This window comes from Dyella sp. BiH032 (genome assembly GCF_031954525.1).
In the GTDB taxonomy this organism is placed as follows: Bacteria; Pseudomonadota; Gammaproteobacteria; order Xanthomonadales; family Rhodanobacteraceae; genus Dyella_D.
The window spans coordinates 4,503,282-4,526,759 of the sequence record NZ_CP134867.1; the positions used below are offsets into that span (position 1 = coordinate 4,503,282).

The following is a 23,478-nucleotide window of genomic DNA, read 5'->3' on the forward strand; positions in this document are numbered from 1 at the left end:
CCGGGTGGCGGGGTACCCCCGGGAATTGGCGCGCGAGTTCCACCCGGGGCCAGGGCTAGGCCGGACTTTTAATTTTTTCGCGTGAGGCTCTAAGGGGGGCCGCCGCATGACCGTCAACACCAGCACAGCACAAGCGCAGTACACGGGTAACGGCGTAACCCACATATTCGCCATCCCCTTCTATTTCCTCGTCGATACTGACATCAAGATCAGCAAAAAGGCCGCAGCTACGGGTGTGGTCACCGTACTGGTGTTGAATAGCGATTACACCCTAACGGGTGCTGGCAACGGTGCGGGCGGGAGCGCCACCCTGGTTGCAGCCCCGGCCAGCGGCGATCAAGTCCTGATCGAGCGCAATGTTGCCGCTGTCCAGCAGACGGCGTACCCGTCCAACAGTGTTTTCCCTTCTGCCAGTCACGAAATGGCGTTGGATCGCCTGACCATGCTGGTGCAGCAGTTGCAGGTGGCGGACGGCCGCACCCTGACGCGTGGCGGCTTGGCGACCTCGTACGACATTACCCCTTACGGCTTAACGGGTATTCCCACAGCGGTCAACCCGACAGACGCCGTGAGTCTGAGCCAGGCGCAGACGATAGCGGCCGGCGCAGCCGGCGGTATTGTCCCTAGCCTTATTGTCACCTACCCCGGCCTGGCCGCCGCAGGCGGTGCCGGGTATGTAGGTTTCCAGTTGGCGGATACGGGATCGGTCGCGCGCACCGCGCAGACCAAGATGCGGGATTACGTATCCCTGAAAGATTTCGGTGCGGTGGGCAACGGCACTACCGACGATACGGCAGCTATCCAGGCCGCGGTCAATGCCTGTGTGACTAGCGGAAAAACGTTGCTGGTCCCCGCCGGCAAATACCGAACCACTTCCGTCATCAGTGTAGGCGGCAAGCTGGACATGGTCGGTGAAGGTACTTCTGTCGATCGAGGCACGGGTGTACCCGGTACGGGTTCGTGGTTCTACTTGAATCACAGCGGCCAAGGGTTCTTCCTGGTGACAACCCAACAGGGCGGTATCTTCCAGAAGTTCGGCACCTATCGCAGCCATCCGGCCCCTGGTGTGGGTTGGACGCCTACGGTTTACGACTACGACTTTTTCATGTCGCCGGCCGCGAACGAGTGGACGTTCAAAGACATGATGCTCTTGAACCCCTACAAGGGCATCAAGTGTTCAAATCGTCCCACGATCGATAATGTGAAAATGCACGCCTTCGTGGAAGGCATCTGCATCGATGACTGCCGCGACACCGCGCGTCTGCAGAACGTCCATATGTGGCCGTTCTGGTCTGAGGACACGAACGTCACTGCGTATACGCTCAGCAACCTTAAGGCGTATCGGTTCCTTCGCGTTGATAACCCGACCATGGTTGGCTGCTTCTGCATCTTTGCCAATAAGGGTTTGTCGATCGAGAATGGTGCCACCGGTACAACGTACGCACTGCGCGCAAGCTGCATCAACTTCGATGGTGTTGTGAACGGCCTTGTTGTGGATGCTGCCGCCACCGGCGCGACCATGCAGGTTTCGAACATCATCGTTCAGAACAAGTACGACAGTGTGTCTGTCGGCGCGGGCGTCCAGATTGCAGGCACCAACTGCCAGGCCATCATTACCGGCCTGTCTGGCTACGATTTCCCGCAAGGCATTGTGCGCGTGGATGGCACGAGCAATACGGTCGTCGTCAGCAGCGCCTCGTTCTTCAACTGGGACCGCGCTAGCGCGGGTGTTCCCGCCGTTGTCTGCGGTGCCGGTAATTACTGCAGCGTGATCGATTACAGCGCGAGCAACACATTCAGCACGGTCGCCGCTCGATTCAGCGACAACGTAAAGACCAAGCACAATGACATCATCACAACCTCGGCCGTAGACGTACAGGCCGGCATGCAGCACGCCGGCAACATCGTGTTGATGAGCGCAACTCGGTTCCTATATCTACCCGGCCTGGTTTCCGGCACTGCGCAAAATCTACCCAATGGCACCCGCATAACCGTGGTCAATGCCCAGGGCTCAGGCGGCAACGTTACTGTCGCCCCCGTGTCCGGCGTTACCCTTTACCGTGGCGGCACGTCAACCAATATCGTCCTTTCCGCTGGAAGTGCTGTGACCGTGCTCAAGACAGGTGATAACGCATGGATTGGACTGTGAGGGCAAACCAAGTCCTAAAGGCACATTGCGCAGGCTTCGCCTATGCGAGTCAACAGGAAGCAGTCCGAAAGTCGGCTGAGCATCCAGCACTCTCCAGCCAATGAGATTTCCAGTGCGTACAGCTGTCGCCCTCTGGTCGGATGTCGATCTCAATGGCTCGCCAGCCACGCCACAGCGCAGGCTGGTCGCGGCCATGCTTTGCGTTGCGATCAGTGACATCCAACGGTACGTCAGGCGCCGTCGAAAATCCCCTCTGGCGTCACCCAGGCCATACGAGCTACAGGCGATCGCCTGGGTGGCCGATGATCGAAACACCGCGCCCTTTAGTTTTCGCTGGTGCTGTGATGTGCTGGATATCAATGTGCGCAAGGTCCGTAGCGCGTTCGCATATCAACCGAAGGGCTCTCCTAATCCAGCTACATACGTAGCGCACAGGTATGACGCAACGCCAGGGCCGAGGATAGCCACCGGGTAAATATGGAGCGCCTAAAGGCGCAGCTCGGCGTACTTTCAGAAGCATTTGGACGCTCGACATCCCTTCATAGTGGTAGCTGGTACTCAATGCACTGGCGTCCCATCCGAATGGGATGGCAGGATCGGGGCTTGGCATGGAGACACTCATGGAAGCGAACGTCGAAATTGCTGGAAAGTCTTTCACCCTTCAATCTGATGATGCTTATCTAGAAGCAGTCGGCCCGGTGTTCGAACCGGAGATGGTTGCCCTCTTTCGCTGTTTTGCGCAAGGCACGGTTCTCGACATAGGCGCCAACATCGGGTGCACAGCTTTGGCGCTTTCATCGATGGCCGACGTTGTGCATGCATTCGAGCCGTCACCGAGCACATTCAGGTTACTCAGAACTAACACGTCGGTGGCTCCGAATATTGTGCTTCACAACTATGGACTCGGAGCCGAGAAGGGGGCATTCGAGCTGACGTTTGCACCAAACAATCGATCAGGCGGCTATGTTTCAAATCAGCTGAGGGCGAGCGAGGGTCACACGGTAGAGAGCATCGCTATCGACGAGCTTGATAACGTAGCTGGGCTGCTCAACCTAGACGCAATCGACTTCATAAAAATCGATGTCGAAGGCTTCGAAGGAAGCGTCATAAAAGGGGGTACCAGAACCCTGAAGAAATTTAGGCCCGTCGTTGCGCTTGAGCTTAATCACTGGTGCCTCAACGCCTTTCAGCGCATAACGGTGCCGGACTTTCTAGATTCGCTGCGAGCGACGTTCCCGATTCTCTACGCTGTTCACGACGACACGTACCAGGATCTGCATGACTCTGACGAGAGCTACATCGTCATGCACCGCCATATCGTGATGATGAAATACCCCACGCTTGTGGGAGCATTCCATCCGAATCAAATGGCGCGGTTCCACGAACATTTCCGCCATGAGGCCGTGGCGTAAAGTAGTTGATGATTTCTTGCCAAGCGGACCTCGGTAGCCGTAACTAGCCATACGTCCGGTCTCCAATGCCGAGACTGCTGAGGCATACCCTGGCCCCATGGGGGCAGTCGAAGTTCAGTGGGTGCAACTCGGGATGCGGGGAGGCACTCCGCTATCCCGCTGGCACGCACACCTAGTGAGACCCTTCGTGTCTAGGGAGTTCGCCTGGCTGATCCGCCGTAACGGCGTCTGGCACCTTGAAATCATGCTGGGCGTTTCCCGTATCCGGGAGGTAGCGACCTACCAGCGCGAGGCGACAGCCATGAAGCACTTGGAGCGATGGATCGCTGCGAGGTCTCGCTGGGAGCGAACTGTGCTGGCGCGAGGTGCAGAAGATCCACGGGGCAAGTTTGATCGGTTTGCGCCGAACGCGTTCAAGCACCACTTAGCAGTGCAACTGCGCGAGATGTGGCGGGGAAAGCCGGAACCGTTCGACCACTTCGACTAGAAGTGTGCCCCGGTCATCGGCTGCCGCGCGCGGGGTGTGCGCCGCCAGGACTCGCGGGGCGTTGCAACTATAGGAGGGCGAGGTGGGAGGGCCAATCGGCAGAATCTGATTCTCTAACGACGGCGCCACGGCCGGACAGGTCGCTGCGGAATTATGGGCCACAGACCGTCGCAGGCTGACCGATGATTACCGCTGCGTACCGTTCAGCTTCCACCGGCATCGCTACGGGCGCCGGCTGGTTGCCGACGAAACACGTAATACCTGTCTTGCGCGGATCAGGAGCAGCAGACACCCGCTGTCGCGGCCTATGAGAGCTAGAAGCGGTATACATCAAATCATTGAATTGAAGCGATATTTTTCACCCGAGCACGGTCTCTTAACCTATCAGAAAGGCCGGTGCATAAACCTGTGGATAAATTGTAGACATCTGGGCAAAATGGCGCTCGTCCAGTGCAGTGGACGCACGGAATTTGTGTTGGCTGCAAGTCGTCCAGATACTTGCTATGGCCACCGGGCTAAGCCCGAAGGAAGGCGTTGTGTTCAAGCCAGAGAAAGTCGCTCAGGTAGCGGCTTACCTGCTCAGAAAAGAAGGCCGTCCGGCCCCCTACATGAAGTTGCTCAAACTCATGTATTTGGCGGATCGGGAGAGTGTGCGCCTCTATGGAGATACCTTATCTGGGGATCGACTTGTATCGATGCCCCACGGACCGGTGCTATCGCTCGTTTACGAACTAATGAACGGCGCGCGAGAGGACGACCATTGGTCGCGATGGATAGCAGCGCGCACGGCGTATGACATCAACACCACCGCTCAAAGTAACCACTGGGATTTGGACGAGTTGTCTGGACCGGATCGCGAAATCCTCGACCAGACTTATGCACGCTTCGGCGCGATGTCCCAGTGGGATCTTCGGGACTGGACGCATAAAAATTGTCAGGAGTGGGAAGATCCCAACGGTTCCAGCTTCGATATTAAGCCCGAGAAGCTTTTCTTAGCCCTCGGCGTTGAAGAGAAAGAAGCCAGCGAGCGGGCTGAGAAATATCGCGAGAGGCGGTCCCTCGATCGAGTGCTGAGCCGGTACAGGTAGATCCAATGGCTGCATGGACGCACGTCATTCAAAGGGGCACGATCTATGTCCTCACCGATCAGGGTAAGGAACACCTCCACTTTGTAATGAATGACCCCGCAGACGATATCGTCTATGGAAAGGGCGCGGTTCTACTTGTGCCCCTATGCAGCATCACTGCGTACGCGCGCGTTGACAGAACATGCGTATTGCAACCTGGCTGCGGATTGAACTTTGTAAGACACGACTCTTACGTGTCCTATAGACACGCAGAAGTGTTGCGCGCCGAACCTCTTGAGATAGATGTGAAGTCCGGCTTCATTCGAACCGGGCAGAAAGTGCCTGCGCCCCTCTTCCAATCGATAAGCGGGGGTTTCTATAAATCCCCACACACATCTACTCACCAGAAGCTGATGGGGTTTTGTAAGCGCAACGGCATCTAGATAGATCACAAACTGAGGATAGGCCGTGCTTAACTGGATTGCCCGACAGCTAAGAGGAAATTCTCAGCCTCAAAGTCAGTCATCCGACACACTTCGCTTCCGCGATGCTGACTCAGCGTTCGCCACGGAGTGCAAGTACACCGATAATCGAGTAGCGGAGAGAGTGGCGTTAGTAGCCATCATCCGAACTCTGAAGGTCAAGGAGGGCGAGGAGCCAGTCATCCTCGTCCAAGTGGCTGATGCCGATGGCCCGTTCGCTGCGTTCGCAATTGACCCTGCGGGTAAGCTTCCCGACCTCCGCGAGGGTGATTTGGTCGCTTGGCTTGCATTCTCGTACTCCGATACCTTGTCCCTCGTACTGGGAGATAAGCGCTCGGGCTGGATGGGCGTCCTAACTGCAAAACTCTCCCTTACCTACGACTCCCATCGCGGCTTCATTCCCGAATCCGTTGCCTAGCAGTTGCCTTATCGAACAACAAAAAAGCCCGCGTCTCCGCAGGCTTTTGATTTCCTTGGTGCCGACAGTCTGACTCGAACAGACGACCTACCGCTTACAAGGCGGTTGCTCTACCAACTGAGCTATGCCGGCGAAGGACGCGAAGTCTAGCAGGTCGCCCCCCGCGCCTGCAGGCGCGGGGCCGCGCGATCAGAAGCATCCGGTGCTGTGCGAACCCACGCTGGCGTTGCGCAGGCGGCTGCGCCAGTCGAAGCGCGCGCCGTCGGCCACGGCGAGATCCAGCCAATATTCGGGCACCGTCTCGGTGCGCTCGGTCATCTGCGCGGGGAAGCCGGCGGCTGCCACTTCGTCGCGCCGCTTGCGGGCGTTGGCCGGGTCCTTGAACAGGCCCAGCGAGATGGTGTTCGGCTGGCCACCGGAGCCGACCACGAAGTAGTCGCCGATGTTGGCCGCGCTCAACCGCCGCGCCTGCGCCAGCGCCTGGTCCCGGCTCGGGCTGGCGGGCAGGTAGACCCACCAGCCGCGCGTCTGGGTGGTCTGCTCCTGGCGAGAACGCATGCGCGCAGCCTGCGAGGCCAGCGCGCCGCGCGCGCTATGCATGTCCGCCGGCGTGGCGAAGGGGCCGATCGAGATACAGGTGTAGCTGTTGGGACGCGCAGGCGCAGGGGCGGGAGCCTCGGGCTGGGCCTTGGCCACGCTCGCCGTCGCGACCGGTGCGGCAGTCAACGACGCCACGGCCTGCGGAACCGGCGCGCTGGCCGCCGCGGAGATGCTCGCCGGCGGTGGCGGACGTTCGGACAGCAAATGCAGCGTCGGCACCCCCGGGTCACTCGCGCTACGGCCGTGCGCGTCGTCCTGCCCCAACCATAGCCATGCACCGACAGCGATGTTGAGCGCGATCAGCAGAACGAACAACAGGCGCAGAACCATGCAACGACCTAGACGGAGGGAAAGCGGCAAACTGCCATTCTAGAGAGGGCGGACGGACGGCGGATGCGCACTCGCCCACACGGCCAGACCGTGGAGCACGCCGTCCTCCGCCAGCTCTGCCGGATATTCGAGCAGCGACAGCAACGCCTGGGCATCGCCCCCGCCCAGCCGCAGGGCCGGCGAACCGCCCAGCGCGGGCGCCATGCGCCGCGCGAAGCGCTCGATCAGCGCGGCGGCGGCCTGCCAGCAACCGGACGCCACGGCATCGGCCGTGTTGGCCGCCGCATCCAGCACCACGCCCGGCCGTTCCGGCCGCACGCGCGCGGTGGCGCCGACCAGCGATTGCTGCATCAGCTGCGGCCCCGGCGCGATCAGCCCGCCGAGATGGCGGCCATCCGCAGCCAGTGCATCCAGGGTCAGCGCCGTGCCCACGCCCGCCAGCACGCAGGGCCCATGTCCGCCAGCGTGCGCAGCCACCATGGCGAGGAAACGATCGACCCCGAGACGCTGCGGTTGGTCGTAGGCATTGCGTACGCCGCAGGCTTCCGCTGGCGTGCGCACCCAATAAGTGTCGCGCTTCCAGCCGGCCTGTACTGCCTCGGCCACGATGGCTTCGCGCGCGGCGTCCACCACGGAAGCACCGAGCACGTCGTCCGGCGTGGCGAGTGCGCGCCAGGCGTCGCGCAGACCACCGGCGACGTCGCTATCCCAGCCGAGTGCGCCGCGTTCGCGCCAGCCCGCGTCATCTTGCAGGACCCACTTCAGGCGGGTGTTGCCCAAGTCCAGCAACAGCCTCATGCGCGACGCACCGAGACGTCCGCGCTATCGATCCGGTGCAAGCCGTCGGCGGCCTGCACCAGCAGCGCACCGCGTTCGTCCACACCGGCGCCGAGGCCTTCCAGCGTGCCCTGCGCGCCCTGGACGCGCAGCGGCACCTCCTTGAGCAGATCGCGGGCCGCGTAGTCGTCCACGAAACCGGCGAAGCCTTCGCGTTCGAACTGGGTCAGCCCCTCGGCCAGGGCGGTGATCAGCGCCGCCGCCACCCGGTTGCGGTCGGGCAGCTCGCCCGGCGCGAGGGTGGCCAGGTCGCAGGTTGGCTGGCCGGCTTGGTCGCGCAACGCCTCGGTGAGGCGAAGGTTGAGGCCGATGCCGATCACCGCGGCGCACGGTCCCTGATATTCCCCGCTGAGCTCGACCAGGATGCCGGCCAGCTTGCCGCCGCGGGCGAGCACGTCGTTGGGCCATTTCAGGCCCGCCTCGTCGATGCCCAGCGATTTCAGCGCGCGCAGCAGGACCACCCCGACGGCCAGCGACAGCCCGGAGAGCGCGGCGAAACCGCCGTCGAAGCGCTTGAGGCAGGACAGATAGAGATTGAGACCCGGCGGCGAAAGCCAGGTGCGGCCGCGGCGCCCGCGTCCGGCGCTCTGCGTCTCCGCGATCACCACGCTCAGGTCCGCCGCGCCCGAGCCGCGGCGCTGCAGCTCGCTGGAGGTGGAATCCAGCTCCCAATGCACCTCCAGCTCACCCAGGCGCTTGCGCGAGGCGGCCGGCACGGCGGCGCGGATGCGCTTGGCGTCCAGCATCTGCAAAGGCCATGGCAGGCGGTAGCCGGCGGCGCCGCGCGCCTCGATCGGCACGCCGCGCGAACGCAGCGCCTGGATCTGCTTCCAGATCGCCGCCCGCGTCACGCCGGCCTGTTCGGCCAGGCGTTCGCCGGAAAGCGGTTCTCCCGGCGCCAGCAGGGCGAGCAGGTGCTGCGCCTGCATCAGTGCGGGCCGCCAAGGCGGGAGGGCCGGCGGGCGGCGGGCCTCGTCGGGGATGGGTCGATCGCATGCATCGGGGCATCTTAGAGCCTGCGCCGGAAGCCGAGTAGCCGACATCCGGCCGCCTCGACTAGTACTTGTGGGACTGGCGCGCCCTGCCCGTGCCGGGCTCGGCACTAGTATCCCTTTCACAATTCTGAGACGATCCGGACCTTGGTTTGCGGATCAAGGGGTTGAGCCGCCATGGGTATCAGGCAGTTCCTGTTCGCGTGTGTTCTGGGCGTCGGCGCCATCGGTGCCGCTTCGGCCATGGACGCCGATACCCAGGAATTGGGCTCCATGCAGCGCGCCGGCGTCGACAGCGCCGTCAACCACGAGGTCAGCGGCAACGGGGGCGACGTCCTCGGCGTGCCGCGCGACGGCAACCCGACCAGCAATCCCGCCTCCGGCTCCTCCTCCAGCGAGAACTGCCCGCCCGGTAACGGCGGCGGCTCCTCCGGCTCGCAGCGCAGTCGGCGCATCAGCCTCGGCTGGCAGTCCCTGCTGCCGGGCTCCATCCAGTAAGCCGTTCGTGGCGGGGCCCTGGTGGCGACAGTGGCTGTCGCGCTTCGACCCGCCCACGGTTCCCGACCCGCTTTGGCGCCGTGCGCTGGCCGCCTGTCCGCTGGCCCGCCGCCTCGATGAAGGTCGCCAGCAGCAACTGCGCCGCCTCGCCAGCCACTTCCTCGCGCGCAAGCGCTTCCACCCTCTGGCCGGCGCGGAGCTGGACGACCGGCTGCGCCTGCTGATCGCGATGCAGGCCTGCCTGCCGGCCCTGCAGCAAGGCGCGGGCGGCCTGCGCGGCTGGCGCGAAATCCTGGTCTACCCCGGCGAGTTCAAGGTGCGGCGCAGCCACCACGACGAGCACAGCGGCGTGGTGAGCGAGGCGGACGACGTGCTCATCGGCGAAGCCTGGGAGCGCGGCCCCCTGATCCTGTCCCTGGCCGACGTGCAGCTGGACCTCGAACAGCCATGGGATGGCTACAACGTGGTCGTGCACGAGATGGCGCACAAGTTCGACATGCTCGACGGCGCCCCCGACGGCGTGCCGCCGCTCCCGGACGACATCAGCCGGCGCGACTGGATCGTGGCCTTCCAGCGTGCCTACGACCATCTGTCGGACGCCGTGGCGCGCGACCGCGACACGTTGATCGATCCCTACGCCGCCGAAGGCCCGGACGAATTCTTCGCCGTGGTGAGCGAGATGCACTGGTCGCAGCCGGGCGTGCTCCGCCGCGCCGATCCGGCGGTGGCCGCGCTGCTTGACGCCTACTACGGCCCTTCGCCCGCGCCCCACTGAGCTCGCGCCTTGCTGAAACCCGGCGCACGAAACAGACGGCGATGCCGGATCAGCTGGGCGGCAACCGCACGCTGAAGCGCGCGCCGTTGAATTCGGGCGAGCGATCCACGGTCAACTCGCCGCGATAGGCCTTGATGATGTCCTGGACGATCGACAGGCCGATGCCGTGGCCTTGCACGCGCTCGTCGCCGCGCACGCCGCGCTGGAGCACCTTCTCGATCTTGTCGTCGTCGATGCCCGGGCCGTCGTCTTCCACGCTCATCCACAGGCCCGGACGCTGGCGTCCGGCGACCGGCTCCATCTTCACCACCAGCAGCACGCGGTGACCAGCCCACTTGAAGGCGTTCTCCAGCAGGTTGCCCATCAGTTCCAGCAGGTCGCCCTGCTCGCCGTAGAACGCGGCGCCTTCGTCGATATCGAATTCGCACAGCACGTTCTTCGCCGCGTAGACCTTTTCGAGGCTCTGCACGAGATCTTCCGCATGGCCAGCGATCGGAATCGCGGAGGCGAACATCTGCCGGCCCGTGGTCGCTGCGCGCGCCAGCTGGTAGGCCACCAGCTCATCCATGCGGCGCACCTGGTCCAGCACGTCGTTGCGCAGCGGCGAAAGACTGCCGTCGGTGGATTCCAGGCGCGAGCGGATCACCGCCAGCGGCGTCTTCAGGCTGTGCGCCAGGTCCGCCAGCGTGTTGCGGTAACGCGTGCGCTGCTCGCGCTCGGTGTCGATGAAGGCGTTGATGCGTTCGGTAAGGCCGGTGAGCTCCAGCGGATAGCGGCTGTCCAGGTGCTCCGCCTCGCCGCGTTCCACGCGGCTCATGTCGCTGGCCACCCTGCGCAGCGGCGTCAGGCTCCAGCGCAACAGCAGCAACTGCAGCAGGATCAGCATCACGCCCAGCGTGGCGAGCCAGAAGATCAGGCTGCGCCGGAACACCGCGTTCTGGCCTTCGAGCTGGTCCTCGGCCTGCGCCACCATGAAGGTGACCTTCACCGATTTCTTTTCGGACGTGTCCAGCGCCGCGCCGTAGGCGTAGTAATAGAGGCGCCCCATGCGCGTGTCGATCGGGCCGACGAATTGGCCCTGCCCGGTTTCCAGCGGCTTGAGGAAGTCGAAATCGCGCCCGATCGCCGAAGGCGACTTCAGCACGACGCCGTTCTCGCCCAACGCAATGGCGTACAGGCCGGAGCCCGGCTGGGAGAAACGCGGATCGGGCGGCGTATCGGGAAGCAGCACCTTGCCGGAGCGCCCCACTTCGGTGCCGGCCAGATACGCCACAAAGTAGTTCTGCAGGCGGTCCTGCAATTCCTTCAGCGCGGTTTCGGCGCTGGTGCGGGAAAGCGTGAGGCCGACGACGCCCAGGAAGGCCGCCAGCACGAAGCCGGTGGCCAGGGCCGCGCGCGCCGCCAGTGAGAACGGGCGGCGCGGCGGGTCGGGATCATTCGCCTTCGCTTTCGCTGCGGGGGATGGCAAAGCGGTATCCGCGTCCACGTACCGTCTCGATGGGCTTGAGGGTGCCTTCCGGGTCGAGCTTCCTGCGCAGACGGCCGATGAAGACCTCCAGCACATTGGAGTCGCGGTCGAAATCCTGCTGGTAGATGTGCTCGGTGAGGTCGGCCTTCGAGACCAGCTCACCCGCATGCAGCATCAGGTATTCCAGCACCTTGTACTCATAGCTGGTGAGGTCCACCAGCTTGCCTTCCACCGAGACGGTCTGCGCGGTGGTATCCAGCTTGATCGGGCCACAGGCCAGCACCGGCTTGGACCAGCCGCTGGCGCGGCGCACCAGCGCGTTGATGCGCGCCAGCAGTTCTTCCACGTGGAAGGGCTTGACCAGGTAATCGTCGGCGCCGTGCTTCAGGCCCTCGACCTTGTCCTGCCAGCTGCCGCGCGCCGTGAGGATCAGGATGGGATAACGCTGGCCGACCTCACGCAGCGCCTTGACCAGGTCCATGCCGGACATCTTGGGCAGGCCCAGATCGATGATCGCCAGGTCGAACGGCACTTCGCGGCCGAGGTAGAGACCCTCTTCGCCGTCCTGTGCCGCGTCGACGGCGAAGCCATCGCGCTTCAGGCGTGCGGCGAGGGTTTCGCGCAGCGGCGCCTCGTCCTCTACCAAAAGGATGCGCATCAGTGTTTCTCCTTAATGCCCTCGCCGTCGCCGGCAGGGTTCTTGGTGGAATCCGAGGAAGCCGGGGCCCTGCCCGCTTCCGTGTTCACGGTGACCACGCGCACATGCCCGGAGGGGGTAAGCACCTTGATCCGGTGCTCGAACGCGTTGCGGCCGCGCCGCACAGTGCTGGCCGACAGCACCTTGCCGCCGGTCTCCTGCTGCACCTGGTTCACCGCCTGCTCGAGCGTCATGGACGGCTCCTGCGCCTGCGCGGCCACCGAGGCGGTCGCCAGGAGCAACAAAAGAGCCGATATACGCAGGATTGTCTTCATTTCGCCAACAAAACCCCGGGGAACGGAGGCTATCCTCGTTCAGACTATGGAACCGGGCCTGAATACTGACCCGATCGCCCCCGGCTGTCACGCCGCTACAGCCCGCCCGGGCGCCATGGCCCGTTCCAGCAGATCCCAGCCCGCCCCGGGCAGATGCGCCCCCTCGCTCAGCATCCGGCGGAAGCCCCGTGCGCCCGGCTCGCCCTGGTAGAGCCCGAGCAGGTGGCGGGTGATGTGCTTGAGCCCCGTGCCGCGTGCCAATTCAGCCTCGATGTACGGCCGCATGTGGCGCAGCACATCGTCGCGCTCCGGCAGCGGCTCGCCATAGAGGGCAGCCTCCACGCGGGCCAGGATGTAGGGGTCGTGGTACGCCGCGCGCCCGAGCATCACGCCATCCACCTGGGCCAGATGCGCCTGCACCTGCTCCACGGTGGTAACGCCGCCGTTGATGACGACCACCAGCTGCGGAAACTCCCGCTTGAGGCGATACACGCGCTCGTAATCCAGCGGCGGAATCTCGCGGTTCTCCTTCGGACTCAGCCCCTGCAGCCACGCCTTGCGCGCGTGCACCACCAGGATCTCCACGCCTGCGGCGATCATGGTTTCGGTGAAGTGCTGCAGGTCCGCGTAGTCGTCCTGGTCGTCCACGCCGATGCGGCACTTCACCGTCACCGGCACGTCCACCGCATCGCGCATCGCCTTCACGCAATCGCCCACCAGCGCCGGTTCGCGCATCAGGCAGGCGCCGAACTTGCCCGACTGCACGCGATCGGACGGGCAACCCACGTTGAGGTTGATTTCGTCGTACCCCGCCTCCGCGCCATGCCGCGCCGCCTCCGCCAGCTCGGCCGGATCGCTCCCGCCCAGCTGCAGCGCTACCGGATGTTCCTGCTGGCTGTGCTCCAGCAGGCGCAGCTGCTTCCCACGCACCAGCGCCGCACTGGTCACCATCTCGGTGTACAGGCGGGCATGGGGGGAGAGCAGACGGTGGAAGTACCGGCAGTGACGGTCGGTCCAGTCCATCATGGGGGCGACCGAAAGCCGGAAATCTTCGCGATGAGGTTTGAACATGCCGCGGATTGTACCCGGCCGACCGAAATGGCGTGCCCGACGTGATCGACGGGCGCGTTTGTGCCAGGTCCGTTACGGGCCGAAAGCAATGCTCCTGACCTCGAACTCAGCCGCCAATGCGGGCACGAGCCATGCCCGCAACGGTACCCAGCCAATCATCGATGGATAGACTGATACCGTGTTCAATCCGGCGGCCTGATGGCCGGCCGATTGCCGCGATCGCCTCAAAGGGGGAGGCCAATGACCAAATTCAATGTTCGTTTCAACGTTGCCGATATGGACGGAATGGCCGTTCTCGTTTTTATCAGGCCAGAATCTCCCCAGCGGAACAGCCGTATCCATGCGTGGCGAGTACTGACCGGAGCGGAAGGATCGGCCGACGCCTTCCTCTACGAAAACGATATCCAGGTGAATGTGACGCCCACGGATAGCGAACCGAGCACGCCACGCATCCCCAATACCGTCGCCATCGCACCCGGCCAACTGTATCGAACAGCTTTAATCGATGGGCGCCGTTTGGTCTTGCACCTGAGCTCGCCGGCTGAAGCCCAGGAGAGGCTGTCCCCTAAACAATGTGGCGTCATAAACACGGTAACGCCGTTCATGGAGTTCGATTGCCACTGGTTAGTTGCGGGCCGGCCGGTAGTCACCATGCCGCGTGTAGACACGAATATGGCTGTCAGCTTCGAGCATCTGAACCACTTGTATTTCACGATGGCTAAGCCACCCACGGCCGGCCAGACCTACTCGATCAGGGACTTCTCCGATATGACCCGTTACACCGTGCCGGTCGGCGCACAAACCATCGATATCGATCTCACACGTGAAAACGGACTGTGGGCATTCGACTTTTCGAGCAACCGCTGACACGGCTGATCCAATCCATCATCAGGGCGACCGAAAGCCGGAAGTCGATGGGCGGCGGCCTGCATCAACGATGATCCAGCCGCCTGGCGAGGCCGGCGTTTCGCGCTGCCTGCAGCCCTCTCGCAAGCCTGCCTCCCCTAACGGACTCGATGTCTCCCTTTCCCTCTCGTCTTCGTGACTTCCGGCGCCTTATCGGCATGCTCCGTTTCTGAAAAGATCTTGCGAATGACACCTTCCATCGCATTACGCCTCCCGCTGTTCGAAGCGCAAACCCTGACCGATGACGACCGCGGTTATCTGAAAGGCCTTCATCCGCTCGCCGACGGCACGGCGGTCGTCCACCTCACGACGTATGCCAATGACGAGTTCGAGACGTCCCTCATCCATGCGGGAAGCGGCTTTCGACGCCCCCTGGCAGTCCCCGATGCGATGCGAGCGCGCATGGCCCAATGCCGCGAGGACGATACGACCAAGCACGCCAGCTTCGGCGCGCCGCATTCATTCCGGATAGGCGAGCGCGTGGGGCTGCTGGTCGCCGACCGTTGGCTATGGATCTTCGACCCCTATGGCGACGCGCCGCCTACGGAAATCGCCCTCGCACCGCTTCCGCTGGCAGCCTGCATCACCGGCAAACGCGCTTACATCCCGGAGCGGGCAGGGGTGACCGGCAACGACCGGGTACCCGTCATCTTCCGCCATCCCGACGCGAGCCCCGACTATCCGGCCTACCTGGCCACGCTCCACGTCGACGTGGAAGCCGGTACGGCCCGATGGGACGAGCGCGCGCTCTCCGACGGACCGACCATCGTGCCCTACCGCGTCGATCCCGAGGGCATCAATGGTGTTCCCGAATATGCCGGCTCGACCCTGGGCGATGCCGTCCAGCTGGGCGATCGGCTGCGCGTGTTCACCATGGGCAACCACACGCACTACGGCCGTCTGGGCATGCGGCATCCTTCGGCGCTCGAAACGGCTTCCGATGGATCAGACCCGCGGTGCCTGCGCGAGATCGACGAGAGCAGTCACGGCCTGTTCTCGCCCGATGGACAGCACATGCTGCTGCTCCCGTTCTTCAAGAGCGGCCCGCGTAAAGGCAAGCCTTCGCTGGTCGATCTGCACTCCGGCGTCGAAACCCCACTGTCGGTTCGCGGACTCGCCACGTACCGGCCACTGGCTTATCGCGATGGACGCATCTGGTTCGCAGGCAAAGGCGATTGGGCGGACTGGGATTCGCTCGTGCTAGACGAGAGCAAGCCCGGCGAACTCGTGGCCTGCCGAGTCGAATGAACTAAGCCCACCCGCGAATGCGGAGCCTGCTTTCTCGCTGCACTAAAGATCACCGCACGACAGACAAAAGGCCGGAGCTGCTGAACCAGCCCGGCCTTCGTTCATCCGTGCGACGACAGCGACGACGTTTCAACTTGCTGTGCCGGGGCTGCGACCTCAGCCCGAAGTCTCCACGGACGCTGAAGCCGAGACCGCGACACGGCGCTTGTAAAGCGCACGCACCTGCAGCGCGATGCCGATCACCAGCGCAAGAAAGAGGAAGCCTTGCGCGCCAAGCAGAATGGGATCGTTGAGGCCCTTCGCGATGGGATTCCCCACGGGAAGCCTCCGCAAGGTCTCGCTCACCGAAGGGACGAGCAGCAGGAACACCGTAATGCTCAGCGAAATAGTCTCGACATATTTCACCGCCCTGCTGGCCCGAGCCAGCCTGGAAGCGCCATAGCCCACCAGCAACAGCACAAGCGTGATCGTCGCGATGACCGAACTAGCCGGCTGGTGCGCGATCGGATACACGGTGAGTACGCCGAGCAGCATGAAGACGAAATACGCGCGACCTGCAGTAGTTTCAGGCGCGATCTGGCCGTGCTTGACCAGCATGTAAATCGCGAAGGGGATGGCAGGCAGGCTGCCGAGCGTGTGAAGCCAACCGATGGGTGAAATGCCCATGAGAGTGTTCGCCTTGGATGGAGGAAAGGGGGCCTACCCGCGTGCAGGCAGCGTTCGAAGGGTCCCGGCGGCGGATGAAGCGACGCCCAGGCCGGCGAGCACACTTTGCACGCCCCCGGATGACTTTAGGTGACGTATAGTCGCCAAAACTTGATCAGGAGTACGCCATGACCGATCGGCTGGAGGTCCTGCTGAGCCGATTCAGCGTCCGCGCGGAGGTCTTCAATACCGGCCTGGTATGCGGTGCCGGCACCCTCACACCAGCGCCGGGCATGGGACAGATGCACCTCATACGGCGCGGCCCGCTCCGCGTGACTTACGGCGGCACGAAGCTCGAAATCACCGAACCCAGCCTGCTGCTCTACCCGCGGGCCGTCTCCCACCACCTCGAAACCGACCCCATCCTGGGCGCGGAGCTGGCGTGCGCCAACCTCGTGTTCGAAGGCGGCGAGCGCAATCCCATCGGCCTGGGTCTCCCGGACGCGACCTGCCTGCCGCTCGCCCAGCTCTTCGGTGCCTCGCCGGTACTCAGTGTGTTATTCGAAGAAGCCTTCGCCGACCGCTGCGGCCGCATGGCGCTGGTCAATCGCCTGTTCGAAGTGCTGATCATCCAGGTCCTGCGCCAGTTGATGGAAACCGGCGACGTGCGCGGCGGCATGCTCAGCGGCCTGGGCCACGCGCGCCTGCGCCACGCCATCGTCGCCATGCACGAGGCGCCGGCGCACCCTTGGACGCTGGAAGAGCTTTCCAAGGCGGCGGGCATGTCGCGCAGCGCCTTTGCTTCTACGTTTCGCGATGTACTGGGGCAAACACCAGGACAGTATCTGCAGGCATGGCGCATCACGCTGGCGCAGCAGGCGCTGCTCGCCGGCAAGCCGATCAAGGTGGTGGCATCCGATGTGGGCTATGGAAGTGAAGCCGCGTTGTCGCGCGCGTTCTCGGCTTACACCGGCCAGTCGCCACGAGCCTGGAAGCGCGCGCAGGCGGAGATGGCTTGAGAAACGATCGCTCACCAACTCGGTAACGTTCTACGCTACATCACACCGTCCCCACAGCAAGGAAACGCGACCCATGACGCTTGAATGCATCAACCCCAATACCCTGCCGACTCCGCAGACATACACGCAGGTCGTCGTAGCGACGGGGAGCAAGCTGGTGTTCGTCTCGGGCCAGGAACCCGAAGACATCGATGGCAAGCTCGTCGGCCCCGGGGACCTCGCAACCCAGGCCCGCCAGGTGTTCGCCAACCTCGGCCGCGCCCTGGCAGCCGCGGGCGCGAGGCCCGATCAGGTCGCGAAGATCACCATCTACGTCGTCAACTACAACCGCGACGAATGCCTGCCCATCATTGAAGAAGCCCGGCAGACGCTGTTCGGCGAGCACAAACCCGCAGACGTATTGCTTGGCGTGACATCGCTGTCGCCGGGTTATCTGATCGAGGCGGATGCCTATGCGGTGATTGATTGACCGCATCATCGAGGGCGAGATCAAGGGTACGGTAGGCATCAAGCCTATCGCCGCCGCCACCGGACTCAGGTCGCATTCGACCGCAAGAGGTCGTGGCAAGCGTCCAAAATCTCCGCAACGCACGATTGCGCGGTAAAGCCGAAGCGCTCATGGCCGTTTTGGTCATGAGCGAGTGCCGTGAACACGTCCAGCTCAGACCGGTATCCAACCTTCTGGTTGATTTCCGCAATCAGCGAGCATCCGAAGTTCGGATCCATATCGCCGTCCAACACTTGCTGAGCCACACGAAAAGCATCTTCCAGCCAAAACGCGTTTTTCGCCGCCAGAACGTCCTCCGCCTCCAACAAACGATCGGAAAGCGGAGCTGCCGTGCCAGCTATGACAAACTCTCCCGTAGCTTTTGAGATCACATAAGGCCCGCTGCCAGCGATCGCCTGGGAGAAGTCACCGGTTTCAACCCACGACCGGGATTGGTAATAGACAACCCAGGTTCTTTCGCGCTCATCCGAGCGCACGACTATCAGCTCGGGTGTATCTGGCCAATCCAACCTTGGCTGATTGATTTCCCGATAGCAGATGGCTTCTGCTTGCTCTTTGCTGATTCGCATCACTAGCCCCGAGACTCGTCCGGACTTCGTATTTCCACGTCACCACCGACCCGGCAACTGCTCAACGACTTCGCGCGGACTGATAGTAATCAAGCGCACCTTGGACGAGTTCTGCAATGTCCCGGCCATCACGTCGGTAGAAGTCATCCCGGGACAGCCTCCCTCCAGAGATGACCACCGTATAGACCGCCGGAACGCCGGCAAGCATCCGCTCACCGTCGATTTTCACCGTCACCACTGCACCATCTTCAGCACATTGGTGAACGCGCCTGATGAGTGCATCAAATACCTCGTCCATGCGATACCCACTCCTTCGATTGCAGCTTGAAACCCTGGTCAGTCACATTGCCAACTGATCTACCTCGGATCGACCTGATACTTCATGAGTCCTTGGATCGACGGCGAACTCTAAAAAAGGGGGCGAGAGACTGGAAGCCCCCCACACCCCTTTTCGCCCGTTCCTCTAGATAGCTAACGGGCGCCCCATCCTTGCCCAGAGCACGCGGATCAGAGCCTCCTATCCAGGCAAACTCACCACCGCCTCGAACCCGCCAAAGATCATCCGCTTCCCATCGAAAGGACAATCGGCGGCGGCTTCCATGCGCGGATCCTTCATGAATTTCTCCATGCCCGCATTGCGGGTGGCCTTGTCGGGCCATTCCACCCAGGAGAACACCACGGTCTCGTCCTGCGTCGCCTGCACGGCACGGCGGAAATCGGTGACCTTACCGTCGGGCACGTCGTCGCCCCAGCACTCCACCACCCGGATGGCACCGTACTCCACGAAGATGGCATCGAAGGTACGGGCGTGCTGGATGAACTTGTCGCGGTTGGCGTTGGGTACGGCGATCACGAAGCCGTCGATATAGGACATGGCTATCTCCTTGGGGACACGGCGGCCGGGATGGCCGCCTTCACGTAGGCGACGAACGAGGGCCCGCGGAATCGACATGGGAGTTCTGCCGAGTCCGCTTTGGGTCGAAAGCAGACAAGCGCTTTGCAGAAATTCGTGGGCGCCTTATCGACTCAGCATCCGCCAGGCGGCCCAGGAGGATGAGAGCCCATATAGACATCCCTTGGCCCGCGGTCGGAATCACTTGGGTAACCAGTCGGCGGCGCCGAACCACGTTGAGTCCACATGAAAATGCCGATGACCAAGCCGCCCAGGACAGGAAGAAGCCAGACGACCAATGCTTGTCCGACCTTCTGGCGAAGGAGAAGCCCTTGATCAATGGCTACCGCCCAGGTGACGGCGGCATTCAATGCCACAAGCCCGTAAAGACCGAGATAGAGATAGGCGCGGACCCGGTCCAGGCTTGGTGATGCAAAAGCAACACAGAACCCGAGCGTGATGCAGATCACGACAAACCCGAGTAATGCCTGCGGGCTGAACTGGGGTCGCTTGGACGATCTATCGTTCACAGAATCCCCTCGAATCCTTAGGCGAGAGCATGGTGCCATGCCAGTGTCCAAGTGTCCGCAGCCGAAAGCGGATCTTGAAAACGGGCGCTATAAGGGGACGCAAGCAATAAGGAAGCGCGGCGTTAAACGCCCCACGCCCGCAGACCACGAAGACACCGACAGCGGCCTGATCGCCAAAAGGTTCAGGTGATCGAACTTATCTTGCTTGCAAGCAACATAATAGTCAGGCCATAAGGCCACCTGTTGTCCGGCGTCGCTCATGTCGTTCTGCGCGAAGCGCCATGATCTTTGCCGATGCGGTCTTCAAGATAGCGGCGTGTCGACGCTAATGCTGATTGAACGCAGATCCTCGAGTTCTTCATCATGCCCTCCGCCAGGACAGACCTCCTCGAAATCCACTACGAGACCGGAGGCGATCCGTCTGCCTCAACGGTGTTGCTGTTGCACGGATGGCCTGACGACGTCCGTAGCTGGCGGCGCATCACGCCGGTACTTGAAAGCGGCGGTTGTCGGTGGATCGCACCTTGGCTCAGAGGATGTGGGCCGACCCGCTTTCTTTCGGAGGCGACCCTGCGCGATGGTCGAACCGAGGCGCTGGCGCAAGATGCGATTGACCTTATGGATAGCTTGAACATCGAGCGCTTCTCCGTGATCGGACATGACTGGGGAGCACGCGTCGCGTATGCGCTTGCCGCGTTGATCCCCCATCGCCTCCTCTCGATCGCCGCGATTTCCTTGGCCTATGCGCCGCGCGGCGCTTTCGTTGTTCCGGCATTTCAGCAATCCCGGGCGTGGTGGTATCAGTGGTTCATGTCGGTCGATAAGGGGGCTGAAGCTGTGGCGAAGGATCCCAACGCATTCGCAAAAATGCAGTGGGAAACTTGGAGTCCACCCGGGTGGTTCGACGAGGCCGAATTCAAAGCCACGGCGCGGAGCTTCGAAAACCCGGATTGGCTCGCCATTACCTTGAACGGCTATCGCAGCCGCTGGCGAGACGACGAGGAGCGGGATGCGCGCTACGCCGAACTCTCGCGTCGGGTGGCTTCAGTGGAACAGCTCGACGTGCCCACGCTCATGGTCCAGGGGGCAACCGACGGCACCGTCCTGGCGTCAAGCTCCGAAGGCCAAGAGAAATGGTTCAGCCGCGGCTACCAGCGCATCGTGCTGGACGGCATCGGCCATTTCCCGACACGCGAAGCGGCAGATGTCGTCGGACGCAGACTCTTGTCTCACCTTCAAGAGCATGATTAAGCATCTTGACTTGGCCCGTCGCTGGGACCAGCGATGTCGATTCAGTGATAAGGAGACGCGATGCGTCACGACGGCGTTCCGCCCTTAATCGAAGGCGCCGCGTTCTGTTTTAAAGAGTCGAGAGCCCCAGCGAGGCTCTTGCACGTTTAACTGTGTCCATGACTTCAGCCTCAAATCCAGTGCCAAGTTCTAGGCAGCGCATGAACTCGGCAGATCGCCGCCTGATTTCCGTAGCCCACGGCCTCTCCTCTGGATCAGAGATCACATCAGCAAACGATCGCTTGCTCCGTTCTATTGCGCCGGCGAGTCCGGCCGACACGGCTAAATGGTAATGATCCCAAATCGAGGTCCGGGGCTTGGCGGCGATCCAGGCCTGCACATGCGAAGGCGATGGAAAGCGCTTGCGCAGGGCCATTACCTCATGTCTCGCCCGCTCCGCCAGCTTTTCTGCGACGAGCGCAAACGCTTCATCACCGGTGAACTGATGGAAGCCCTCAACCCTAGATCCGGCATCAAATGACAAGAAGTCCTTCTCATACCAAAGCCAGCACGCTCCAACGTTCAGATAGCTTCCCTTCGCCCAGGAAGACGGCTGAAATTCGACAACCCCGAACCACCAAGCTTGGTCATCAAGCCAGATTCTAGATCGGCCCTTTTGGACGCAACCAAGAGGACGAAGCACTACTTTGGCCGCTGCATTGATTAAACGTGAGTGCTGAGGTGTCGACACTGAAGGCATCCTCGCTCTTATAGCGCTAGCCGTGAGGCGTCCACTTCGGGTCAAAAGCAGACCTTAGTTGGATTCGATATCACCCGAAGAAAACGGGATTCCATCCCAGCCTCGACGGTCACGAGCAGCAACCACCCGCGTCCACACGGCTTCCTTTATCTCATTTCGCCACACGCCACCCAGCAGAAAGGCGAATGTTGGGTTTGCACTTGCCTCAGCCTCGACCCGATCAATCACGGACTCTCCGTAATTCGCCAATAGATCTTCCAAGGGACCTGCTGAGAGGTTCTCAGCGACCACCTTGGACTGATCGGCGAGCCAGGCGGCGCCGATAAACGACCATGCCTCGTCTGGTGAGCTTCTACATAGCTCACAGACCTCTTCGAATGCCCAAAAGAGCGATTCGTAGTCAGCAGATCCTTGGGGCGCATGCTGAAGCGCTAGCCAAGCCGATACGAGAGGTGCCTGCGAAGAGTCCATATCAAGCAATCCGTTGGTAAGAGGTCTCGAATCACGCGTTTCGTAGGCGATGTCTGCCACAGGTCGGAAGCCGTCGAAACGGGGTCCGGTTTAGTTTCGGGGGATCTGAAAGCCAACCTGACCTTGTTCTTGAAGTCGGTTCTAAAGCGACTCCATCCCGTTCTTCATACTTATCTGGAACCATCGAACAGAGGATCGTCCAAATCGTTGGGCCAAACAGACAGCCCAGGTAACTCATCCAGCCACCTGCCGACAAGCTCCGCTTCAGCCTTCGACGCCACGCACACATCCCCGCAGGCGTATGAGCTTATGCCTCCATCAAGGGAGAGGACAGAATCGACTACAAGCTGACCGGAGAAGCCAGCCGGCGGAGCGCTCGCGGCAATGCCCGACAAGTCGATACACGCCCCTGGTCCGCTGGGAACGGCAATGTCGATGTCGCCATTGGCGTGACCATAGGATTCACCCGCGCAAAAAATGCTGACGTCAATGCGAACCATCCCTGCCCCCTTTCAATGCCTGCTTTGGATCGAAGGCGAACGTTGCGTAGTTTCTCAGCCGAGTGGTGTCGCCACGCCAAGAGCATGTCTCAGCTCAATCGTCAGGCTACTTGCCTCCGCCATCGGCCCGCCTTTTCCACTTCAACATGATCTGGGCAAAGAGCAGGCGCGTCGGCACGCACGTCATGTCGTTATCCGTGGATGCCTGCCAACGGGCGTCGTTGCGAATAGCGGCGCTGACGTCCTTCGCGCTTTGTTTGTAGGCTGCGATAAGCGCAGCGTCTCCATGCAATTCTTCGTCCGCCAGCTGCTTGAATGCTGCAAGCTGCTCCGCGGGGACGCTGCATGCCTCTTTGCCAATCGCATATTGGCCACCAAGCTGCTTGGCGCGATCAATACCCGTCAACGATTCGCTAGTAAGGCCATACGAACTGAGAAGCGCCAGAGCAAAGGCGATAGCGATATTGCGCATAGTTGATATCCGTAAGATACGCACGCGAACGAAGTCCCTTAGGTTCTATCCCGTCACCACGGGCACTTCAAAGAAGCCTCGTGTGATGAGTTGACGCAGCTGGACCACCCTTGATTTCACGGATGGCTAAAAGCGGGCGGCAATTCGCTCTAGTTCTTAGGCGTCACCGC

27 protein-coding genes and 1 tRNA gene are annotated in these 23,478 nt (G+C 62.1%); 12 read left to right on the forward strand and 16 right to left on the reverse strand.

Going from position 1 to position 23,478, the window contains the following annotated elements:
- The first annotated feature begins 106 nt into the window (after window positions 1-106).
- From RKE25_RS19800 to RKE25_RS19820, 5 genes are all read left to right on the forward strand, one after another.
- On the forward strand, window positions 107-2,149 hold the full coding sequence (locus tag RKE25_RS19800; RefSeq protein WP_311839800.1) for a glycosyl hydrolase family 28-related protein: 2,043 nt from the start codon (window positions 107-109) through the stop codon (window positions 2,147-2,149).
- Between the two features lie 620 nt (window positions 2,150-2,769).
- Complete coding sequence (locus RKE25_RS19805) at window positions 2,770-3,561, forward strand: FkbM family methyltransferase (protein ID WP_311839801.1); 792 nt, start codon at window positions 2,770-2,772, stop codon at window positions 3,559-3,561.
- Between the two features lie 187 nt (window positions 3,562-3,748).
- A complete protein-coding gene (locus RKE25_RS19810) occupies window positions 3,749-4,048 on the forward strand; it encodes a hypothetical protein (protein ID WP_311839802.1) in 300 nt (99 codons plus the stop codon).
- Between the two features lie 536 nt (window positions 4,049-4,584).
- The gene (locus RKE25_RS19815; RefSeq protein ID WP_311839803.1) at window positions 4,585-5,136 is read left to right on the forward strand and encodes a Panacea domain-containing protein; all 552 of its coding nucleotides are present in this window, start codon (window positions 4,585-4,587) and stop codon (window positions 5,134-5,136) included.
- 447 nt (window positions 5,137-5,583) lie between these two features.
- Window positions 5,584-6,015, forward strand: a complete 432-nt coding sequence (locus tag RKE25_RS19820; RefSeq protein WP_311839804.1) for a hypothetical protein — start codon at window positions 5,584-5,586, stop codon at window positions 6,013-6,015.
- A 56-nt stretch (window positions 6,016-6,071) separates the two neighbouring features.
- Here RKE25_RS19820 and RKE25_RS19825 read toward each other — a convergent pair.
- The 4 genes from RKE25_RS19825 to RKE25_RS19840 all read right to left on the reverse strand — a co-directional run bounded on the left by RKE25_RS19825 (window position 6,072) and on the right by RKE25_RS19840 (window position 8,711).
- A tRNA-Thr gene (locus tag RKE25_RS19825) sits at window positions 6,072-6,147 on the reverse strand.
- A gap of 57 nt (window positions 6,148-6,204) precedes the next feature.
- A complete protein-coding gene (locus RKE25_RS19830) occupies window positions 6,205-6,945 on the reverse strand; it encodes an SPOR domain-containing protein (protein ID WP_311839805.1) in 741 nt (246 codons plus the stop codon).
- Window positions 6,946-6,984: 39 nt separating this feature from the next.
- Window positions 6,985-7,743, reverse strand: coding sequence for a type III pantothenate kinase (locus RKE25_RS19835; protein ID WP_311839806.1), 759 nt, complete (start codon window positions 7,741-7,743; stop codon window positions 6,985-6,987).
- A complete protein-coding gene (locus RKE25_RS19840) occupies window positions 7,740-8,711 on the reverse strand; it encodes a biotin--[acetyl-CoA-carboxylase] ligase (RefSeq protein ID WP_311839807.1) in 972 nt (323 codons plus the stop codon). The genes RKE25_RS19835 and RKE25_RS19840 overlap by 4 nt, the downstream gene beginning before the upstream one ends.
- A gap of 240 nt (window positions 8,712-8,951) precedes the next feature.
- On the opposite strand from RKE25_RS19840, the gene RKE25_RS19845 reads away from it, so the two are divergent.
- The gene (locus tag RKE25_RS19845; RefSeq protein WP_311839808.1) at window positions 8,952-9,272 is read left to right on the forward strand and encodes a hypothetical protein; all 321 of its coding nucleotides are present in this window, start codon (window positions 8,952-8,954) and stop codon (window positions 9,270-9,272) included.
- A 7-nt stretch (window positions 9,273-9,279) separates the two neighbouring features.
- Window positions 9,280-10,047 (forward strand): zinc-dependent peptidase, encoded by a 768-nt coding sequence (locus tag RKE25_RS19850; protein ID WP_311839809.1) that lies wholly within the window; start codon window positions 9,280-9,282, stop codon window positions 10,045-10,047.
- 49 nt (window positions 10,048-10,096) lie between these two features.
- Here RKE25_RS19850 and RKE25_RS19855 read toward each other — a convergent pair whose 3' ends face one another.
- The 4 genes from RKE25_RS19855 to dusA form a co-directional block, all read right to left on the reverse strand.
- Window positions 10,097-11,515 (reverse strand): ATP-binding protein, encoded by a 1,419-nt coding sequence (locus RKE25_RS19855; RefSeq protein WP_311839810.1) that lies wholly within the window; start codon window positions 11,513-11,515, stop codon window positions 10,097-10,099.
- Entirely contained in the window at window positions 11,481-12,173 is a 693-nt protein-coding gene (locus RKE25_RS19860; RefSeq protein ID WP_311839811.1) for a response regulator transcription factor, read from the reverse strand. The genes RKE25_RS19855 and RKE25_RS19860 overlap by 35 nt, the downstream gene beginning before the upstream one ends.
- Entirely contained in the window at window positions 12,173-12,406 is a 234-nt protein-coding gene (locus RKE25_RS19865; protein ID WP_311839812.1) for a hypothetical protein, read from the reverse strand. Before RKE25_RS19865 ends, RKE25_RS19860 begins: the two co-directional genes overlap by 1 nt.
- Before the next feature lie 168 nt (window positions 12,407-12,574).
- Entirely contained in the window at window positions 12,575-13,513 is a 939-nt protein-coding gene (dusA, locus tag RKE25_RS19870) for a tRNA dihydrouridine(20/20a) synthase DusA (protein ID WP_311842445.1), read from the reverse strand.
- 285 nt (window positions 13,514-13,798) lie between these two features.
- Between dusA and RKE25_RS19875 the strand changes: the two genes are divergently transcribed.
- Window positions 13,799-14,425, forward strand: a complete 627-nt coding sequence (locus RKE25_RS19875; RefSeq protein WP_311839813.1) for a hypothetical protein — start codon at window positions 13,799-13,801, stop codon at window positions 14,423-14,425.
- A 174-nt stretch (window positions 14,426-14,599) separates the two neighbouring features.
- Window positions 14,600-15,712: a hypothetical protein gene (locus tag RKE25_RS19880; protein WP_311839814.1), complete on the forward strand. Its 1,113-nt coding sequence runs from the start codon at window positions 14,600-14,602 to the stop codon at window positions 15,710-15,712.
- 156 nt (window positions 15,713-15,868) lie between these two features.
- On the opposite strand, the gene RKE25_RS19885 is transcribed toward RKE25_RS19880, so the two are convergent.
- Window positions 15,869-16,378, reverse strand: a complete 510-nt coding sequence (locus tag RKE25_RS19885) for a hypothetical protein (protein ID WP_311839815.1) — start codon at window positions 16,376-16,378, stop codon at window positions 15,869-15,871.
- A 167-nt stretch (window positions 16,379-16,545) separates the two neighbouring features.
- On the opposite strand from RKE25_RS19885, the gene RKE25_RS19890 reads away from it, so the two are divergent.
- Together RKE25_RS19890 and RKE25_RS19895 are read left to right on the forward strand one after the other, a co-directional pair.
- Window positions 16,546-17,376: an AraC family transcriptional regulator gene (locus RKE25_RS19890; RefSeq protein ID WP_311839816.1), complete on the forward strand. Its 831-nt coding sequence runs from the start codon at window positions 16,546-16,548 to the stop codon at window positions 17,374-17,376.
- 73 nt (window positions 17,377-17,449) lie between these two features.
- A complete protein-coding gene (locus RKE25_RS19895) occupies window positions 17,450-17,845 on the forward strand; it encodes a RidA family protein (protein ID WP_311839817.1) in 396 nt (131 codons plus the stop codon).
- 65 nt (window positions 17,846-17,910) lie between these two features.
- Here the strand turns inward: RKE25_RS19895 and RKE25_RS19900 are convergent, their stop codons facing one another.
- The 4 genes from RKE25_RS19900 to RKE25_RS19915 all read right to left on the reverse strand — a co-directional run bounded on the left by RKE25_RS19900 (window position 17,911) and on the right by RKE25_RS19915 (window position 19,875).
- Window positions 17,911-18,453: a YrhB domain-containing protein gene (locus RKE25_RS19900; RefSeq protein ID WP_311839818.1), complete on the reverse strand. Its 543-nt coding sequence runs from the start codon at window positions 18,451-18,453 to the stop codon at window positions 17,911-17,913.
- A 61-nt stretch (window positions 18,454-18,514) separates the two neighbouring features.
- Entirely contained in the window at window positions 18,515-18,751 is a 237-nt protein-coding gene (locus tag RKE25_RS19905; protein WP_311839819.1) for a hypothetical protein, read from the reverse strand.
- Window positions 18,752-18,970: 219 nt separating this feature from the next.
- A complete protein-coding gene (locus RKE25_RS19910; RefSeq protein WP_311839820.1) occupies window positions 18,971-19,327 on the reverse strand; it encodes a DUF1428 domain-containing protein in 357 nt (118 codons plus the stop codon).
- Between the two features lie 152 nt (window positions 19,328-19,479).
- Window positions 19,480-19,875 (reverse strand): hypothetical protein, encoded by a 396-nt coding sequence (locus tag RKE25_RS19915; RefSeq protein WP_311839821.1) that lies wholly within the window; start codon window positions 19,873-19,875, stop codon window positions 19,480-19,482.
- A gap of 363 nt (window positions 19,876-20,238) precedes the next feature.
- Between RKE25_RS19915 and RKE25_RS19920 the strand changes: the two genes are divergently transcribed.
- Complete coding sequence (locus RKE25_RS19920; protein WP_311839822.1) at window positions 20,239-21,126, forward strand: alpha/beta hydrolase; 888 nt, start codon at window positions 20,239-20,241, stop codon at window positions 21,124-21,126.
- Window positions 21,127-21,235: 109 nt separating this feature from the next.
- Here the strand turns inward: RKE25_RS19920 and RKE25_RS19925 are convergent, their stop codons facing one another.
- From RKE25_RS19925 to RKE25_RS19935, 3 genes are all read right to left on the reverse strand, one after another.
- On the reverse strand, window positions 21,236-21,649 hold the full coding sequence (locus RKE25_RS19925; protein ID WP_311839823.1) for a hypothetical protein: 414 nt from the start codon (window positions 21,647-21,649) through the stop codon (window positions 21,236-21,238).
- Between the two features lie 270 nt (window positions 21,650-21,919).
- Complete coding sequence (locus RKE25_RS19930) at window positions 21,920-22,396, reverse strand: DUF6869 domain-containing protein (RefSeq protein WP_311839824.1); 477 nt, start codon at window positions 22,394-22,396, stop codon at window positions 21,920-21,922.
- A 546-nt stretch (window positions 22,397-22,942) separates the two neighbouring features.
- The gene (locus RKE25_RS19935; protein ID WP_311839825.1) at window positions 22,943-23,308 is read right to left on the reverse strand and encodes a hypothetical protein; all 366 of its coding nucleotides are present in this window, start codon (window positions 23,306-23,308) and stop codon (window positions 22,943-22,945) included.
- Window positions 23,309-23,478: the final 170 nt, after the last annotated feature.